The sequence below is a fragment of the Thermodesulforhabdaceae bacterium genome (assembly GCA_037482015.1).
Taxonomy (GTDB): domain Bacteria; phylum Desulfobacterota; class Syntrophobacteria; order Syntrophobacterales; family Thermodesulforhabdaceae; genus JAOACS01.
This window is the reverse complement of sequence record JBBFKT010000004.1, coordinates 154397-172442: the sequence shown is the minus strand read 5'-3', so window position 1 is coordinate 172442 and position 18046 is coordinate 154397. Positions and strand designations below refer to the sequence as shown.

At 41.3% G+C, this 18046-nt stretch carries 14 protein-coding genes; 4 read left to right on the top strand and 10 right to left on the bottom strand.

From position 1 onward, the window contains the following. The first annotated feature begins 351 nt into the window (after positions 1–351). The gene (locus tag WHS38_07260; protein ID MEJ5300770.1) at positions 352–1596 is read left to right on the top strand and encodes an MFS transporter; all 1245 of its coding nucleotides are present in this window, start codon (positions 352–354) and stop codon (positions 1594–1596) included. Here WHS38_07260 and WHS38_07255 read toward each other — a convergent pair. Together WHS38_07255 and WHS38_07250 are read right to left on the bottom strand one after the other, a co-directional pair. Beyond that, entirely contained in the window at positions 1575–4100 is a 2526-nt protein-coding gene (locus WHS38_07255; GenBank protein ID MEJ5300769.1) for a mechanosensitive ion channel domain-containing protein, read from the bottom strand. The genes WHS38_07260 and WHS38_07255 overlap by 22 nt on opposite strands. A 15-nt stretch (positions 4101–4115) precedes the next feature. Then, positions 4116–4829, bottom strand: a complete 714-nt coding sequence (locus WHS38_07250) for a TerC family protein (protein MEJ5300768.1) — start codon at positions 4827–4829, stop codon at positions 4116–4118. A 77-nt stretch (positions 4830–4906) separates the two neighbouring features. Between WHS38_07250 and WHS38_07245 the strand changes: the two genes are divergently transcribed. After that, positions 4907–5317: a threonyl-tRNA synthetase editing domain-containing protein gene (locus WHS38_07245; protein ID MEJ5300767.1), complete on the top strand. Its 411-nt coding sequence runs from the start codon at positions 4907–4909 to the stop codon at positions 5315–5317. 66 nt (positions 5318–5383) lie between these two features. Here WHS38_07245 and porB read toward each other — a convergent pair whose 3' ends face one another. From porB to WHS38_07225, 4 genes are read right to left on the bottom strand one after another with little or no spacing between them, the layout of a single operon-like run. Continuing rightward, the gene (porB, locus tag WHS38_07240; protein ID MEJ5300766.1) at positions 5384–6373 is read right to left on the bottom strand and encodes a pyruvate synthase subunit PorB; all 990 of its coding nucleotides are present in this window, start codon (positions 6371–6373) and stop codon (positions 5384–5386) included. Positions 6374–6376: 3 nt separating this feature from the next. Further along, the gene (gene porA / locus WHS38_07235; protein MEJ5300765.1) at positions 6377–7552 is read right to left on the bottom strand and encodes a pyruvate ferredoxin oxidoreductase; all 1176 of its coding nucleotides are present in this window, start codon (positions 7550–7552) and stop codon (positions 6377–6379) included. Beyond that, the gene (locus WHS38_07230; GenBank protein MEJ5300764.1) at positions 7552–7845 is read right to left on the bottom strand and encodes a 4Fe-4S binding protein; all 294 of its coding nucleotides are present in this window, start codon (positions 7843–7845) and stop codon (positions 7552–7554) included. Before WHS38_07230 ends, porA begins: the two co-directional genes overlap by 1 nt. 38 nt (positions 7846–7883) lie before the next feature. Then, positions 7884–8432: a pyruvate ferredoxin oxidoreductase subunit gamma gene (locus WHS38_07225; protein ID MEJ5300763.1), complete on the bottom strand. Its 549-nt coding sequence runs from the start codon at positions 8430–8432 to the stop codon at positions 7884–7886. A 295-nt stretch (positions 8433–8727) separates the two neighbouring features. Here WHS38_07225 and WHS38_07220 point away from each other — a divergent pair, with 295 nt between their 5' ends. After that, entirely contained in the window at positions 8728–9336 is a 609-nt protein-coding gene (locus tag WHS38_07220) for a TetR/AcrR family transcriptional regulator (GenBank protein ID MEJ5300762.1), read from the top strand. Positions 9337–9518: 182 nt separating this feature from the next. Here WHS38_07220 and WHS38_07215 read toward each other — a convergent pair whose 3' ends face one another. From WHS38_07215 to WHS38_07205, 3 genes are all read right to left on the bottom strand, one after another. Next, positions 9519–9815: an antibiotic biosynthesis monooxygenase gene (locus WHS38_07215; GenBank protein MEJ5300761.1), complete on the bottom strand. Its 297-nt coding sequence runs from the start codon at positions 9813–9815 to the stop codon at positions 9519–9521. Between the two features lie 283 nt (positions 9816–10098). Then, positions 10099–10290 (bottom strand): hypothetical protein, encoded by a 192-nt coding sequence (locus WHS38_07210; protein MEJ5300760.1) that lies wholly within the window; start codon positions 10288–10290, stop codon positions 10099–10101. A gap of 20 nt (positions 10291–10310) precedes the next feature. Further along, a complete protein-coding gene (locus WHS38_07205; protein ID MEJ5300759.1) occupies positions 10311–13571 on the bottom strand; it encodes a PAS domain S-box protein in 3261 nt (1086 codons plus the stop codon). 828 nt (positions 13572–14399) lie between these two features. Between WHS38_07205 and WHS38_07200 the strand changes: the two genes are divergently transcribed. Then, positions 14400–16043 (top strand): glutamate synthase-related protein, encoded by a 1644-nt coding sequence (locus WHS38_07200; GenBank protein MEJ5300758.1) that lies wholly within the window; start codon positions 14400–14402, stop codon positions 16041–16043. Between the two features lie 268 nt (positions 16044–16311). On the opposite strand, the gene glnA is transcribed toward WHS38_07200, so the two are convergent. Further along, a complete protein-coding gene (gene glnA / locus WHS38_07195) occupies positions 16312–17724 on the bottom strand; it encodes a type I glutamate--ammonia ligase (GenBank protein MEJ5300757.1) in 1413 nt (470 codons plus the stop codon). Positions 17725–18046: the final 322 nt, after the last annotated feature.

The following is an 18046-nucleotide window of genomic DNA, read 5'->3' as shown; positions in this document are numbered from 1 at the left end:
GTGCAGTTGCGCTTCCCTTCGCTCGCTGTGATCAACTCACGGGAGGACTTTCACCTCCGGGAGCACGCCCATGCCGGGCGCACCGATTGTAGGGGCACGGCATGCCGTGCCCCTACATTTGGACAGGTCTTCCAAGTTGAGCCCCATCCCTGCGTTTTCTACAGTTTATGTTACTTAGCCATCCCATAAGAGAAATTTTCAAACGCCATCATTTTTATCCAATCCTAAAGCATTGGGTACAACGAACAATTGTTTGACGATAGCTAATTTGGCGGGTTAAATTTCAAAAAAACTGGTTATGGATGGAACAAATTCTAAATAACCTCATGCTTAAAGTGGAGGTTAGAGTTGATGTCTTCGGAGCGTAGGACTGTGGTTGTTTTATCCAACATTTGGAAAAACTATTATATCCTCATTATAGTTTGTTTCATAACTCTAGGATGCTATGTGGCATCGTATATGAGAATACCTATAGTGCCCATATATGCAAAAAACCTTGGAGCATCCACGAAAATGGTTGGCATGATAAACTCCGCATTTTTCTTCACCGCTGGTGCACTGTCATTTCCTATGGGTTTTCTTTCTGATCGATTCGGAAGAAAGATCATTGCCTGTGTAGGGCTTATCATCCTGAGCTTCACTTGTTTTGCTCTCTATTTTACCACGTCTCCTTTGCAAATTTTGGTCATCTATTTTCTATTCGGGGTTGGTTTATCAACTTATGGTCCTACGATGATGTCTTTCGTCGCTGATATAACTCCATCAAGCCACATAGGTCGAGCCTACGGGTGGTACACAACATCTCTCTACCTTGGCATGAGTATAGGACCTGCTCTTGGTAGCTGGACTGCAGAAAAATTAGACTATGGATCGGTTTTCCTCATATCTGGAGGACTTACTTTACTACTCTTTGTTATAATGTTTTTTGCTCTACCAAAAAGAAAGACTACAAAAACACCAACAAATCCACCGCACCAGCCTGGTAAGTCATTAAAAGTTATTCAGACAATTAATAGCGCTCTTGTAGCTTGCTGGATTATTACCTTTGGAGGATGTTTTGCTCTAGGCATGTTTGTTACATTTATACCATTGCATGCTCACGATGCAGGTATAGCTCTTAGTCACATAGGACTTATTTTCTTCACTCAAGGGCTAACGAACGCCTTATCTCGAGCTCCTTTTGGATGGCTTAGCGATAAAGTCACAAATAGAAACAAACTAGTTATGGTTGGTATCTTTGCTGTCATGATTGCCATCTTGGGCTTCGCCTTTTCTAAAAGTCTTACCAATTTCGTTTTAAACGCCTTTTTTCTCGGCGGTGGCATGGCTTTAGCCTTTCCATCCATTGGAGCAATAATAACAGAGGTTACATCATCTGAGACTAGAGGAATCGCTATGGGCGGCTATAACACCGCTATTTACTTTGGTATCATGAGCGCATCTTTAACTATGGGGCCAATTATCGAAAAATGGGGTTACCGCCTGGCATTCGAGATTGCGGCATGCTTAACACTACTTTTAACAGCAACTTTTCTCGTTATGATGAAGCGTTATTATCTCCTGAAAAAATTTCATCAGGAACTTTCTATTCCCTGATACTGGATCACCCCCGATTTGATATGAACATCACGCTGGGGAAACGGAATCTCTATGCCTCGCTCAACAAACAGTTTATAGATCGCAGACCTAAGTTCTGTTTCAGTTAAAATTGCATCCTTTGCATGAGTGAAAAAACGAAGGCTAAACACCAGAGCGCTATCTCCAAAGTCCTTAAAAAGAACATCTGGCGGGGGATCTTTAATAACCTTAGGATGATTTATCGCCGCTTCCATAAGGGTATCCTTGACTAGATTGATATCCGACCCGTAGGCTACCCCAACGGTTATGGAGTTCCTTATTGTGGGATCCTGGAAACTCCAGTTTATTATTCTCCCACTGATAAACTCGGAGTTAGGAATAATGAACGATGCATTATCAAAAGTTTGAACAACAGTAGCTCTTACATTAACCTTTTTGACCACTCCACGAATTCCCCCAATTTCAACCACATCTCCAACCTGTATCGGACGTTCAATAAGCATAATAACGCCGCTTACAAAATTGTTAAAAATTTGCTGAAGTCCAAAACCAAGACCAACACCTAGAGCGCCAAACAAGACAGTAAAAGATGTAGAACTGAAACCAATTACATTGAGTGCCAGCATTATCCCCAAAAGCCAGGCAATGTAAGTCGTTATAGTTATTATAGATTCTTGAACACCGTGATCGAGCCCGCTGTATTTAAAAAGCCCTTCTTTCATAAAGTGTCTTATTTTGCGAGTTACTAAACGCGTAACAGTGATAATTATAGTTGCATAAACGAGCGATATGAGCCTAAAGCTCATGTTACCAATAGGTATGGGGGTATGAAGCAATTTTATAGTGGTCAGTAGAACTTCCCGTTTAGCACCCCAGACAATTAACAGAACAATTATGGAACCAAGCACAAAGGCCACCCAAAAAAGCCTCAGCAAAAGCCAACTAAGCGATTCTTGGTATTCTCTCGAATCTTCCGGCAGATAAGAGACAACTCCTTTAAGGGTTCGTTCCCATTCAATAAGATCCTGAGCAATCATCCAAACCCAAAGGGAAAAAACAAAAGTATAAGCCCAGCTTGCAAGCCATAATGAGACAAAAAGCGTATATCCAAGAAGTTCCATCAGAACAGATCCGCCGAAAACGAGATATGAAAAACTTACCAACCCAAAAAAGATTATTTTTGCTTTTTTGGATTCTAAAATCGGCAATAATATGGAACGACATTCTTTCCAGAAAAAACCCAACATTCCAAGAAATGCTAACTCCATAGCCAATCTATAAGAGATAAAAAAGCTTCCAAAGCCAACAAATTCTTTTATAAACAGGTATAATAGAATTAGCCATCTTGCAATATGGACATAGACTTTAAGATAAGTTTGAAAGACCTTATCTCTCAGAATGCCGACCACTTCCTTATAAATCTTAAGAAAATCAAGGATCCATCTCGTAAAAAGCCATACGGTTATGGCTAAAACAAAAAACCTAACGGGTGTAGAGGCATCATACAGCCCGTTTATACGGAAATATATTTGAGCAAAAACAACTGCTCCCAACAATCCTATAGATGACAAGATCAGTTGAATATGAGCAAACAGGAAAGGTTTTAGCTTACTTACTCGGTCAAGAAACCATGTTCTAGACAAGAAGCCACTGATTCGTTTTAGAACATGTTCAACACCCACAAGTAATGCGAGAAAAACCACCACAAAAACAAATGTTGTTCTTGCCAGCACCTGCCATTGACTAATCCAGAATTGTTTTGAAGCAAGATTGGTAACAGCAGTCCAGAATTGGGTCAATTCTTGAACGAAACTTTCCCGAGAAAGCATTGTAAAGATTGACTGCTTTCTCTGAAAAAGCTCCTCTCGTTTCTTCTTGGTAATGTGTTCATCAACTTTTTCAAGAAGAACTGACCCGTTGTTTATACTTGTTTTAGCTTGATCAATTAAAGCGCGGTAAGAGGCATGCAGTTTTCTAAATTCCTTCTCCTTTTTCTTAAGCAATTCCGTAAGCTGTCCAAGAGATTTAATAACCGTCTGAGCTGCGGGAGTGGATAATTCGCGAGCTTTAAGATCTTTTAACTGTTGCTCATTTACGTTCCTCTGTTCAACCGTTTTATTTATAAGTTCTGAAAGTTCTTCTTCTTTCTCTTCTATTTCTTTCATTCGCTCGGAGATTCTTGCTAGACTCCCTTTTAGATTACTACTCACTTTTTCCAAGTCATCCAGTCCTATACTGGAAAGATTAGCAATGTTAACATAGGTGGAGAGAAGCAAGTTAAGAGAATCCAGTTCCACAACAAAAATATTTTGAATACGCTTAAACTCTGCCATCCGATTTGCTATACTATCTAGAGCTATCTTTTCCTCCTGGATCGCCTGAGTTAGGGATTGAGACAACTTGTCCAACTGTTCCGGATCTAAAGCTGGAGAAGTAGAAGTTTCCTGTTCGGACAAAACAATACTGGTAAATCCTCCTAAGAAAATCGAAATGACCACAGAGATCAATATCAACTTCTTCATCTACCAATCTCCCCCTTATTTTCTCGCTTGAGCCTTTATGTTAAGCCATTCAACAAAAACCGAAAAGCCCATGGCAAAATAGATGTATCCTCGTTCTATGTGTTTTCCAAAGCCATCAGCTACTAGGGCAACACCAACTAAAAGTAGGAAACTTAAAGCGAGCATTTTAAGGGTGGGATGACGTTCTATGAAAGCCGAGACAACTCCACTGAAAAACATCATAAAAACAACAGCAAGAACCACTGCTAGGATCATAACCCCAATATGTCTTGCCATACCAATAGCGGTGATAATAGAATCTAACGAAAAGACAATATCTATAATGGCAATCTGGATTATAGCCCCCGAGAAACTAGAGATCGCCTTAGATTTTTTGCTTTTATCTTCCTTTACCCCTTCAAGCTTAACGTGGATTTCATGGGTAGCCTTAGCGATAAGAAAAAGCCCACCTGCAATAAGGATCACATCACGCACAGAAAACTCGTTCCCCAAAATAGTTACTAAAGGTTTTGTAAAATGAGTCATAACAAACAAGAGAGAAAGAAGAGCTATGCGAAAAATCAAAGCTAGAGCCAAACCGACACGTCTAGCAGAAGATTGAGACCTAGCAGGGAGCCTTGAAGTAACCACTGCTATAAAGACAATGTTATCAATGCCCAGAACTAGTTCCATAGCAGTTAGAGTAATAAGGGCTGTGAGGTTTTCCAAAGAGAAAAAGTTGTAAATCATTGCGTCCTCCATTTTTTTTAACTAGAAACAGTCTGGTTAATAAACAATCAATATCACCTGGCAAGGAGCAAAGCGCTATGAAGCTTCTAATGTTTTTCGCTCACGAATTTTGGCTTACGCCCAGAGAAAAGACAATACCTGACGTGCCTGATCAAGAAAAAACTATTGAGGCGTCTCAAGCTGTTATCATCTTCTATCACGCAGAACCAACTGATGAACAACGAAGTGGAAACGTGATTACCAAATTTGTAAAAAATGCCAAATGGCTTGCCGGAAAATTTCAGACTAAAACCGTTATTCTTCACTCCTTCAATCACCTCGGCTCAGAAAAGGCATCTCCGGATGTAGCCTTATCGATCATTTCCGAAGTTAAGCGCAAACTAGAAAATGCCGGATATACCGTCCTAGAAACTCCTTTTGGTTATCAAAACGAATGGAAAATGCACGTAGCGGGGGACTCTCTCGCAAAGGTTTTCAAAGAAATATAAAAATAGGGGACGCTTTTCATAAACGTCCCCCTGTTAATTTCAGCATATTGCTTTTTGACTTATTTGCTATTCTCCGGAGGGTTCAGCACCTTCAGGAGCCGGTTCTTTCTTTTCTCCACATCTTTCCAGTAAAGCTTCCCACTCAGCATTCACTCTAGCCTGAATCTTTTCAATCTCTTCTTCTGTAAGATGAGCAAACCGGCGCTGCATTTTCAAGTAATCCACCACCGGCTTTGGCTTAGGATTTTTGCGAGAAAGGATCCATTTACCATCGATCACCTCATAAAGCGGGAACACATTAGTTGCTACAGCCATCTTCGCAACTTCTATAGCTATATTTGTCGGATGTCTCCATCCGGTAGGACAAACCGAAAAGATATGAACATAAGCGGGTCCCGGCACCATAGCGGCTTTTTTCACTTTATTCATAAGATCAAGTGGATAGGCAGGGGATGCCGTCGCAACATAGGGAATATCATGAGCTGCTGCGATGGCAGGAACATTTTTCTTCCAGGTCGTCTGTCCTATGCTCTTTTTCCCCGGCGGAGAAGTAGTTGTCATAGCACCATATGGAGTCGAAGATGATCTCTGGATTCCTGTATTCATGTAAGCTTCATTGTCGAGACAGATGTAAACAATATCATGTCCACGTTCTAAAGCCCCGCTCAAAGCCTGAAGCCCAATATCAGCCGTCCCACCATCACCACCATACCCCAAAAAAACCACTTTATCTTCAGGGCTTATTCTTCCCTTTCGCGCAAGCACTTTATAAGCCGATTCAACGCCGCTTATGACTGCTGCCGCATTTTCAAAGGCAACATGGATCCACGGCACTCGCCAGGCTGTTTGAGGATAGGGCGATGTGACGATCTCCATGCATCCAGTAGCACTTGCAACGATTACATTCGTGCCGATAGCCTTGAGAGCAAGCCTCAGAGCTAAAATTTCAACACATCCCTGACAGGCCCTATGCCCCGGTGAAAGGGGTTCCACTGAAGGGATGTTTTTCATCGTAAAGCCTTTAAAATCTTTTAACGCTTCGCTTGCTATTCCCATGGATTATTCCCTCACATTAATAATCTCATATCCCATCGGTTCCTTCTTAGCTGCTTTGGCTTCGACCATATCAACCATTTCAATGAAATTTTCTACTGTAACATCCCGCCCACCAAGACCGGCAATATAGTTCCACACATAAGGCGTAAGTCCATGATCAAAAAGCATAGATTTCACTTCGGCACAAACAGGTCCTACATGTCCATTAAATCCCAGAGCTCTGTCTATGACGGCAACAGTTCGAGCATTCTTCAGGGTAGAAACAAGCTCTTCCACAGGGAAAGGTCTGAAAAGCCTTATTCGAGCAAGCCCCACTTTTTTACCTCTGGCTCTCATCGCATCTACGGCTCTCATTGCTGTCTCGGCAATACTTCCCATAAGAAGAAGAATAACCTCTGCATCCTCACACTTATAAGTTTCCACCGGTCTATAGGTTCTTCCGAAATGCTTAGCAAATTCTTCCCATGCTTCTATGATAACCTTTTTGGAATTCTTTAAAGCCTCGTCCTGAGCCTTCTTTGCCTCGGTGTAAATTTCAGGAACACCAACGGGTCCCATAGTTACAGGATTTTTCGGATCAAGCCTTAGAGCAGGCTTATAAGGTGGCAGATATTTCTGGACTTCTTCTTTTGACGGAAGTTCTATTGGTTCAATAACATGGGAAAGAATGAAGCCATCTAAGTTAACTATAACGGGGAGAAGGACTCGATGATCTTCCGCCACACGGTAAGCATGGATTAGCAAATCAACCACTTCCTGTCCATTTTCAGCAACGGTCTGAATCCATCCTGTATCTCTAGCAAGCATCATATCTGCGTGATCATTCCAGATACTTATAGGAGCGCTCATAGCTCGATTTGCCATAACCATTACTATTGGTAGCCTCATGCTTGAGGCTATATAACAAATTTCAACCATCAGAGCATATCCCTGAGCACTTGTAGAAGTAAAGGTGCGAGCTCCAGCGGCCGCAGCTCCCACACATACGCTCATGGCCGAATGTTCAGATTCCACTGGAACAAATTCAGCGTCCAGATGTCCATTAGCAACAAGCTCCGAAAGATGCTCCACAATATGAGTCTGGGGTGTAATGGGATATGCCGCCACAACATCAACATCTATAAGGGCGACTGCTTCCGCCGCCGCAATTGAAACTTCCATTCCTACTCGCCTTCCCATTAGCTCCCCTCCTCTATCATTTCTATCGCATCTTTCGGACATTCATGAGCACAGATGCCGCATCCTTTGCAGTAGTAGTAGTTTAGCTCATAATATCCATCTTCTTTCAGGCTATAAACCATATCGGGGCACAGGATGTAGCATCTGCCGCATTTTACACATTTCTCATAATCCACCACAGGACGGCTAGAACGCCAATCCCCCGTCTTAAGCTCTGAAGCACTACCAGGTTTAAGGATGGCGGCTCCCAGAGCCAGTTCGCGCCAGCTATGAAGTCCTAGTTCCTTTGCCACGAGCTTTTCCTCCAATCTATTTATGATTAACAAAGTTATTATTCCAGTATCGTATCATCGTAAGCTTTCTTGCAAGCGGCAAAATTTTTCCCACCCAGAGAAGGACCAAATCTTTCCATGATGGGTTTTTCCAGGCTCTCCAGAGGCACAGTTTGAGACACTCTGACGATAGCACCCATCATAGTTGTATTTGTTATAGGAACTTTAAGAATTTCTCTGGCTATTGAAGTAGCATCAACTGTTGCTACACGAGATTTAAGGTTGAAGCTTTTTTTCAACTCAGAAGGAGACATTTGAGTATTGACAATCACAATACCGTTGTCAGCAATACCAGCTTCCACATTAGAAATAGGAATAAGACTTGCGTCAAGCACAACCACCAAGTTTGGATTATAAATTTTTTCTCGCGTTCTCACAGGTTCATCGCTTATCCGAAGGAAAGCCATCACCGGAGCCCCGCGGCGTTCGGGACCAAAACTGGGAAAGGCTTGAGCGTATTTACCTATAGCGATGGCTGCAAGAGCCATCAATTCCGCAGAGGTTACGGCTCCCTGACCTCCACGACCATGTATTCTGATCTCATTCATTGTCAAAAACCTCCAGTCTCCATCGTTTAGTAACCCCAAAGTTCATAGCATAATTTGAATAAATCCTACACCACAAAAAAAGCTGAAAAAAGTTACAAACTTATTTTCACAAAAGGTTAGTTTACTTCAACGAAGTTTACTCATATCGAAGATTGATCAATTCAGTCAAGCTAAATCGATGACGCAGAGACTTTACTATATCAAGGTGTTTACGGGAAAAGTTTTTTTGTGTAGAGTTGTGGTTGCCAATCTGCAATTTTAGCAAACTAAATAAAAGGGTTAAGGCAAAAAGTTTATGCCAAGAACACGAGGGAGAGAAACAGCAGAGGAAATACTTAAAGCGGCGAAGGAGCTTTTTTATATAAAGGGCTATGAAAATGCCAGCACTCGCGAAATTTCCAAGAAAGTAGGGATAAGCAAAGCCGCTCTGTATCACCATTTTAAGAACAAAGAAGAAATTCTTTTCCGAATTTGCCTTCAAGCAGCAGACGAATTAGTAAACAACATGAGACAGGCTATTGAGCGAAATGCCCAATCAGGGAAGCCCCTAAAAGAACAATTGACCGATGTGCTGGTTGAGTATGCCAGAACCTACATGAAAAATGAAAATTTCAATAAGATACTGCTCCACGACATTGAATACCTCCCTGAAGACAAAAAACAGATAATATACCAGAAAGAAAAGGAAAATGTTCACCAACTCCGAAAGTTTATAGAAAACTTGATGGCTCAAGGAAGTTTCAGGAAACTTAATTCTACAGTTGTTACTTTTTCTCTTATTGGTTCTCTTCACTGGCTTTATTTTTGGTATAAGCCAGCAGGATCACTTTCTTTAACCGAAATAGCGGAACAAATGGCAGATCTATTTCTCCAAGGGCTAAAAAATCCGGAAACAATTTCTTAATAACTACGTTCAATTCTTAGAAAAACCAAAGGATCTTTCCAGGCTTCAACGATCGGGGCACAAGCTATTTCAATGTGCCCCGATGTGAAAAAATTGCTTTAGCGGCTTTGTTAGATCATCAGCACTTTACCAAAAACGGGGACTCCAAAGGATGACTTCCCTACGGTATAAGTTTTTGACGATTACGATCCAATCTCATAGCGATAAATGCTAATCTTTGGGGGACTTTTTAAATAATGACTGATTTCAGCCTCAATAGCCTTACGCTCATCGCTCTCTTCCCATCGATTCCAATCTTCCAAGCTATTCCAAGTACTGATCACCAAGTATCTTTGAGGATTGTCGTAAGAAACAAGGGTTTCTCCTGAAATGTAACCATGAGCTCTCATTGCTCTCGCTCTCAGCTTAATGAGAGAATTGTAAATATCGAGTTCTCTACCTTCCTCAATCTCCCTTTCGATAAAAACTTTAACAGCCATAGCGCACCTCCTGACCGTTGATGGTTGAACATTCAATACCTTTACTTAACTTATTATATCTCTTAAAAGAATTTAGAAAAGACCAAGGGGACTGTTTAATGTTTATATCGTGACAGCGTGTGTCTAAAAACAGACGAACTTATTTATAATTTTAATGCACGTCTTATTGTTATCCAGCAAGACGAAAAGTAAAAATAATCTTCTAATGGATAGCCTTATCAATAAGATGGGCTAGAAGTGCCCTAAAATCTCGCCCTGTGGAAAGAATATACAATCCTAGAGCTTATGATTGCTCAAGAACTTCCTCTATCTTTTTAAATATTTCCTTTACCCCAAAAGGTTTTTGTATAAAGGCAATGCCGGGAATCAATATTCCATGATGGGCAATGATGTTGTCAGTATAACCAGACATAAAAAGGACCTTAAGGTCTGGTAAGGTGCGTCGGAGTCTATCTGCTAAATCCCTTCCATTCATATGCGGCATCACCACATCAGTTAAGAGTAGATAAGGTATATTTTGAACGTGCTGCCCTTTCCAGGCTCCGAATAGACCCAGATATGCCCATTAAATTGCTTTACTATTCCATAAACCATGGAAAGTCCAAGTCCTGTTCCCCTGCCTTTTTCCCTGGTGGTAAAGAAAGGATCAAAAATCTTATCCATAATCTCCGGAGGAATTCCACATCCGGTATCACTAAGGGCCATCATTATATATTGTCCTGGTTTCACTTGATGATGGGACCTTGCATAATTATCATCCAAAAAGATTTCCATTGTTTCAATCAAAAGCCTTCCTCCCTTGGGCATTGCATCCCTTGCGTTTACCACAAGGTTCATAATCACTTGCTCCATTTGAGCCTGATCTATTAATACATGACCTATTTCATGAGAAAGATCTAGAATAAGTTCTATATCCTCACCTATAAGTCTTTTTATGATATCATGCATATTCATGATTACATTGTTCAGGTTTTTGACCTTGGGCCGTAATGGCTGTTTTCGGCTGAAGGCCAATAGTTGTTGGGTGAGACCTGCGGATTTCTTAGCGGCCTCTACAATCATTTCCACATGTTTTTTTAAAGGGTCTGTATCTTTTAGACCATTTAAAATGAGTTCACCATACCCCAGAATAACCCCAAGCATATTGTTAAAGTCGTGAGCAATGCCACCTGCAAGGCGTCCAATAGATTCCATTTTTTGAGCGTGTTGGAGTTGAGCTTCCAAATTTTTCTTCTCCTCTTCTGCCATCCTTCGGGCTGTAACATCTCTTGCAATGCATAGAACATTTACTATTTGATTATCTTTATAAAGAGGAGCTCGACCAACTTCTAAATACTTTAAAGTTCCATCTTTTGTTAACAGGGGATATTCTTTGATGGGGATAATTTTCCCTTGAAAGGCTACATTTATGTCTGATAATACTTCTTCTATATATCTGGAATCCAATATGTTTAATTCTTGAATAGTTTTTCCTATGAGTTCCTGAGGGGCGTATCCCAATATATTTTTAACAGAAGGAGTTATATCTACTATTCTAAACTCCCTATCAACGGAATATAAGATATCGTTAACATTTTCAAAAAAAAGTCTATATTTTTCCTCTGCCTCTTGTAACATGACCTCTGCTTTTTTTCTCTCCGTTATATCAACAGCTATCTCAAATCTTACAGCTCTGCCATCAGGCCACTGGATAATCCTGTCTGTTATCCAATAGTCTCTGCCCAATATAGGGTTACGGTATTCCCAAGTATACGGTTTTGGTCTTTCCCTTAATATCATATCATTAGTGCAGAATTCACAGGGACGATCCATCCCTTGAAATGCTTTGTAACAGAGTTCACCTACCACATCTCGTCCCAAAAGTTCTCTAAAGTAACGATTCACAAAAAGGATTTCATGGGTATAAGGATCGGAGACATATATTACCTGATCAATGGCATCGAAAAGAGCTAAAAGCTCCTCGTGCTCATTTATTAAGGCATTTTCTGCATTCTTTCTTTTCATCTCATCTATAAAAATTGCAACTATCTCGCCAGATGGCAGTTTATAGACATAGTTTTCATAATACCGAACGGCTCCTTCCTCAAAGACATAAGCACTTGTGGGATAAACTTGGGGCTGACCAGTTTTGTATACCTCTTGAAATATCCTAAGAAGTCCCATCTCCTTAATCCCGGGAAAGGCACTTGTGACTCTTTTACCCAGCACCTGGTCTTTACTTGTATGAGTCATCCTTTCGGCTGCTTTATTAAAATCCAGGAACACAAAGTCTGAACCATCATCGACAGCTTCGTAAACAGCAATTCCTGTAAAAGGATTGTCAAACAGTTCCCTATACCTTTGCTCACTCAATCTCAAAGCCTTTTCCGTAATATTCCTTTTTTCCGCCTCCATGGCGTTTTTAAGAGCTATTGCAGCCCAATTCCCAAATAATTGAGCGAGTTCTCCATCTATTTGAGTAAACCCGCCTTCTTTGTTTCCAAAGCCTAAAAGTCCAACTATTTTGCCCTCTATTTTCATTGGAGCAAACAAGACATTTTTTAGCCTTAAGTGACCTTTTGGTATTAAGTCCATCCATTTACTATTTTCAAAATCGTTCTCAATAACAAACTTTCCAGATTTGTAAGCCTCTGCCCTTAATCCTCTCAATGGCATTGGAATATTGGGATCTACTAAACACTCAAATCCCCCATAATCCAGGTAAACAATATCAAATCCGTCGATTTCTTTATTGAAAAGGCCAACATAGCCAGAACTTGAACCGATAAGATTTTTTAAGACATCAAATATCTTCTTAGCAACCACATCGAATCCAAGATCCTGATGTATAAGAGCAGAGATATCTAGAAGTTCATTTAGATCCTTTCGCTTTAACAAAACAAAATCCCCGGCTGACTGGAATTCAAATGATGACTTTTTCTGCTCGGTTACATCCTGGAAACATATAAGAACTAAGTTTTTATCAAAATACTTGATATAAGCTGTCGATAGAGATAGACATTTTCCTTTTTTCTCACCAGATTTTTCAAAATAAACCCATGCATCGATATTTTTTTGGCCCCTCTGGTTTTTAAATGTCTCAGATATAGCAACATTAATCTTACATTCAGAACAAAATTTACCAAACCCACAGCCTTCTTTATTGTCTAACTGATGAATACACGAAATAGCTTCCCCAATACTAATACCAATTATATCTCTTTTTTCTCTACCAGAAATTTCTGCTGATAAGTCATTGGCACTGACAATCCGTCTATAATTATCCAAAACCATTATAGCAATCGGGGCATGGGTATAAATAGCACTTAACTCTTCTAGAGTTAGATTCAGCCTATTTTCATTCTCTTTTAGCTCTGTATAATCCCCGATGGTGTAAATAAGCTTTTCTCCGCCAGTATTTACCTTTTTAACATAGATCATCAAAAGACGGGATCTACCGAAAACGTCCTTAATTTCCCTTTCAATGTTTCTAATCTCGTCTTTTAATAAAGGTAGGTTCTCCAGGTCGATTATAAGGTCTCCCAGTAGATTTTGAATACTTCCAGTGGCTATTATCTCTTCAGAGGTCTTTCCAAAAATCTCTTCAAAATTTCCAAAAACATGGATTATTTTACCTGACAAATAGGTTACAATAACGGTTAAACCTGCTTCCTTCAATATGGTATTAAGATCCAGAACAGATCCTTCAATTCCAGGAATCTGGACTTCTTCAAACTTAATACCCCTGCCTTTTTGATCGTTATCTGAAAAGATCATAATAATACTCCTACATACAGAAAAACTTGATAAAAACAACTTCGAATGCATTGTAACTGTAACCCATTTTCAAAAATTATTGAAGTTACTAAATCACATCGAATAAACCTTAATTTACCATTGTTTAAACAGGAATCACTAAATTTGGAATCCAAGGTAGACAAATGAAGAGAGGTTTACCAGGGTTCAAAGAAGCCATTTCTAAGTTCAGGAAAGCCTCTTCCCCTACAGACACACTTGACTAAACACTATGAGAGAAAGCACTCATAATTCTCCATGACATCACACATCTTATTTTTAAGTCTAAGCGGTTAGAGAAGCGTTAGGATATTGGGAGGGTCGCCGTCCTCTGCGATCGATGCATTGCAAATTTTGCGGTTCCCTGTGGCTATCAGCAATATGGCAGTTGCGCTTCTCTTCGCTCGCTGTGATCAACTCATGGGAGGACTTTCAACTCTAAAAGCACGTCCATGCCAGGCGCATCCAAAGAACGGACGGCGAGGAAGCCGTCCCTCCCAAAACGCAGGAGTGCGTTCATTCCGGGCACACAAAATGTAGAGACAACGCATGTGCCACCCATACATTTATGGCGAATCACATATTGAATCATCTTTCAGCTATCCAGACCTGGAAGGGTCTTCAAAGTTATGTTCCATCCCTGTGTTTTCAGTTTGCATTACTATCCCATAGCGGAAGTTTTATAACAGCCCCCCATAATTTCTTGACACTAATTTTTAACTTTACTAATTAAGTAATACTTAAAATGTCAGGGCGTGGCTGGGTTTTAGTAGGTTGAGTACTTTATTCACTAATGGAGGTATAATCAGGATGGACATGAGATTCTCCAAAAACAATGACGTGCTCGGCACAGTAAACCGTGGTAACCCCACGGAATCAAGTTTATGCACACTATGTAGAGCAGATTGTCAAGGCAAATGCGAAACATGGCTCGCAAGCCTGATAGGTAGAAAGCTTTTGTATCCCCGCGATTTTGGTATGGTCACCGCAGGAGCGAATAATACAACTCACGTAGGAGTATCCTATAATTCTCTTCGTATCCAGGGATACGCTTACGGAGCTCATGGCTTGCCTGAGTCTCTTTCAAACTCCCCCGATGATTGCATTTTCCCCAATGTGGACATTTCCACCGAATTCGGTAACGAAGTAAAAACCAAAGCACGAGTTCCAATAATGACGGGAGCTCTGGGATCAACCCCCATTGCGGCAAAATACTGGGAACCCATTGCAGTTGGTGGCGCTCTGGTCGGTGTCCCCATAGTTGTTGGCGAAAATGTGGTCGGAGTGGATAAAGCCGCCGAATTCAAAAATGGTCGTGTTGTCAAGGCTCCAGAATTAGATCGTCGAATTGAAACTTATTTGCGCTACTACGATGGTTATGGAGCCATCATCGTGCAGATGAATGTTGAAGACACTCGAAATGGTGTGGCTGAATATGTAATCGAAAAATACGGCGACAAATGCATCATCGAACTCAAATGGGGTCAGGGAGCCAAGAATATAGGTGGAGAAATTCAGGTAACCAGTCTTGACTATGCAATCTTCTTGAAAAAGCGTGGTTACCTCATAGATCCTGATCCAGAACTTCCTGAGGTTCAGGCAGCTTTCAAGAGCGGAGCAATCCGATCTTTTGCTCGACATAGTCGCCTTGGTAATACAAACCTCAGTCGATGGGATCTAGTTCAGGAAGCCTTTACAAATCAGATAGAATATTTAAGAAAAATCGGCTACAAACGTATCTCTCTTAAAACTGGATCCTACGGAATGGAAGATCTTGCAATGGCTATAAAATTCGCAAGCGACGCCGGCCTTGATCTTTTAACAATTGATGGATCCGGCGGCGGCACCGGTATGAGCCCATGGAACATGATGCAGAGCTGGGGTGTGCCTTCAATTCTGCTTCATGCAAAAGCCTACGAATACGCTTCCATACTGGCAGCCAGAGGAAAACGAGTTGTGGATCTTTCCTTTGCCGGTGGTTTCGCTCTAGAAGACAGCATATTCAAAGGAATTGCTCTGGGTGCTCCCTACGTGAAAATAATCTGCATGGGACGAGCTCTTATGATTCCTTCCTTCTTGGGATCCAACATTGAAGGAGTTCTAAGACCTGAGAGAAAGGCAGCCCTTAATGGAAATTGGGATAGCCTACCAAAAACCGTCTCAGAAATAGGAACAAGCCCAGAACAGATCTTCGCTTGCTATTTCGAAGTAGAAAAGAAAGTCGGGAAAGACGAAATGAAAAATATCCCCTTAGGAGCTATTGCCTTCTGGACTCTTTCCGATAAACTTGCCTGTGGTCTCCAGCAACTTATGGCGGGTGCTCGCAAATTCTCCCTCAAAGCTATCTCTCGAAGCGACCTTGTTGCTGCAAACCGCGAAACTGCCCAAGAAACTGGCATTACCTACATTTGCGATGCCAATGATGAAGCGGCAAAGAAAATTCTTAATTCATAATGTCTGAAATAAAATAGGGGCGAAAAACATCTCGCCCCTAATTACCCTCTTTATCAAGGTCGATTTTCGTTAATAGGCTTGCAATGGTCTTAGGGGCGACGCATGCGTCGCCCCTACATTTAGCTGGCTAATCACATTTTGAGACGTTTCTTAACCACCTACCTCTGGAAAGGTCTTTCAAGTTGAGCCCATTTCCGCCTGTTTTCTGTAGTTTATATTACTTTACCATCCCACAAGAGAAGCTTCCGAACAGCCTTGGTCGAATTCACTAAATATCGAAGTAAAGATGGAATTCGTAAGGATGGGGTCTTAGCTTTACGGGATCTACTTCCCGATGTCTCTTGTATTCAATCCACATGTCTATCACGTCTTGAGTAAAAACGCCGCCTTTGAGAAGGAATTCATGATCTTTTTCCAGGGCACCAAGAGCTTCTTCAAGAGATCCCGGAGTTGAAGGGACATTCTTAAGTTCCTCGGGTGATAGGGCGTAAATATCTTTATCCAGTGGTTCTCCTGGATCCATTCGGTTTTCTATTCCGTCCAGAACAGCCATGAGAATAGCGCTAAAGGCTAGATATCCGTTACAGGATGGATCTGGTGTCCTGAATTCAAGACGCTTAGCCTTTGGTGAAGCAGAATACATGGGTATGCGAATAGCAGCACTACGGTTTCGGCTTGAATATGCCAGATTAACTGGAGCTTCATAGCCTGGCACAAGACGTTTATAAGAATTAGTGGTGGGGTTTGTAAAGGCACATAGAGCTGGTGCGTGTTTCAAAATGCCACCAATGGCATAAAGAGCCACTTCGCTCAGACCCGCATATTTATCGCCGGCAAAAAGTGGTTTCCCATCTTTCCAGAGACTTACGTGGGTATGCATTCCAGAGCCATTATCGCCATAAAGAGGTTTGGGCATGAAGGTTACGGTTTTACCATGGCGGCGAGCAACATTTTTAATTATGTATTTGAACCACATGAGTTGATCGCCCATCTTTACAAGGGGAGCAAAACGCATATCTATTTCAGCCTGGCCAGCTGTTGCCACTTCATGATGCTGACACTCAACCTTAATTCCAACCTGTTCCATAACTAGAGCCATTTCAGTGCGAACGTCATGCAGAGTATCTGAAGGTGGAACAGGGAAGTAACCCTCTTTGTGGCGAAGCTTATAACCGAGGTTGGGAGCCTCTTCTCTACCACTGTTCCATATTCCCTCATCAGAGTCGATAAAATAGTAGCCGTAGTTAGATCCCGAGTCATATCGGATGTCGTCAAAGATGAAAAATTCCGCTTCCGGACCAAAATAAGCTGTATCGGCAATACCGGTAAACCTAAGATATTCTTCGGCTTTTTGAGCAATATAGCGCGGATCACGAGTATAACGTTCTCGAGTAATAGGATCCACAATGTTACAGATCAGCGAAAGAGTCGGCACCTCCATAAAAGGATCCAGGGTTGCCGTATCCGGATCGGGAATGACTAACATATCACTTGCGTTTATGGGCTGCCACCCTCGGATGCTTGATGCATCAAAACCAAAACCGTCCTCAAAGGACGATTCATCAAGCTCACCTATGGGGACAGAAAAATGTTGCCACATTCCTGGAAGATCAAGAAACTTCAAATCTACCATCTTAACTCCATTAGCCTTTGCAAACTCTAACACTTCTTTCGGTGTCATAAAATCTCCTCTCCTTATGGTGAAACTCTAAAGGCCTTACTCCAGCAAAAAGTTTTTAAGGCAACTTTTATGCCAGACACAAATTTTGAAAAAGCGAAAACCCAAAGTTTCTTCGTCCGCCCAGCAATAGATACATTCTAAAGCGCTATCACTTTTCAATCTTATACTTCGGGCACGCCCATAAAAATGGGCCTTTACTTCTCTGCTCATTAAGCTAGCCAAAGGACCTTTTCTCCATCAGGTTATATACTCTCACAGCAAACCGGCTCAATCAAGAAGTTTCATATACCTAAAACTCCGGAAATCTGCACAATATTGTGCA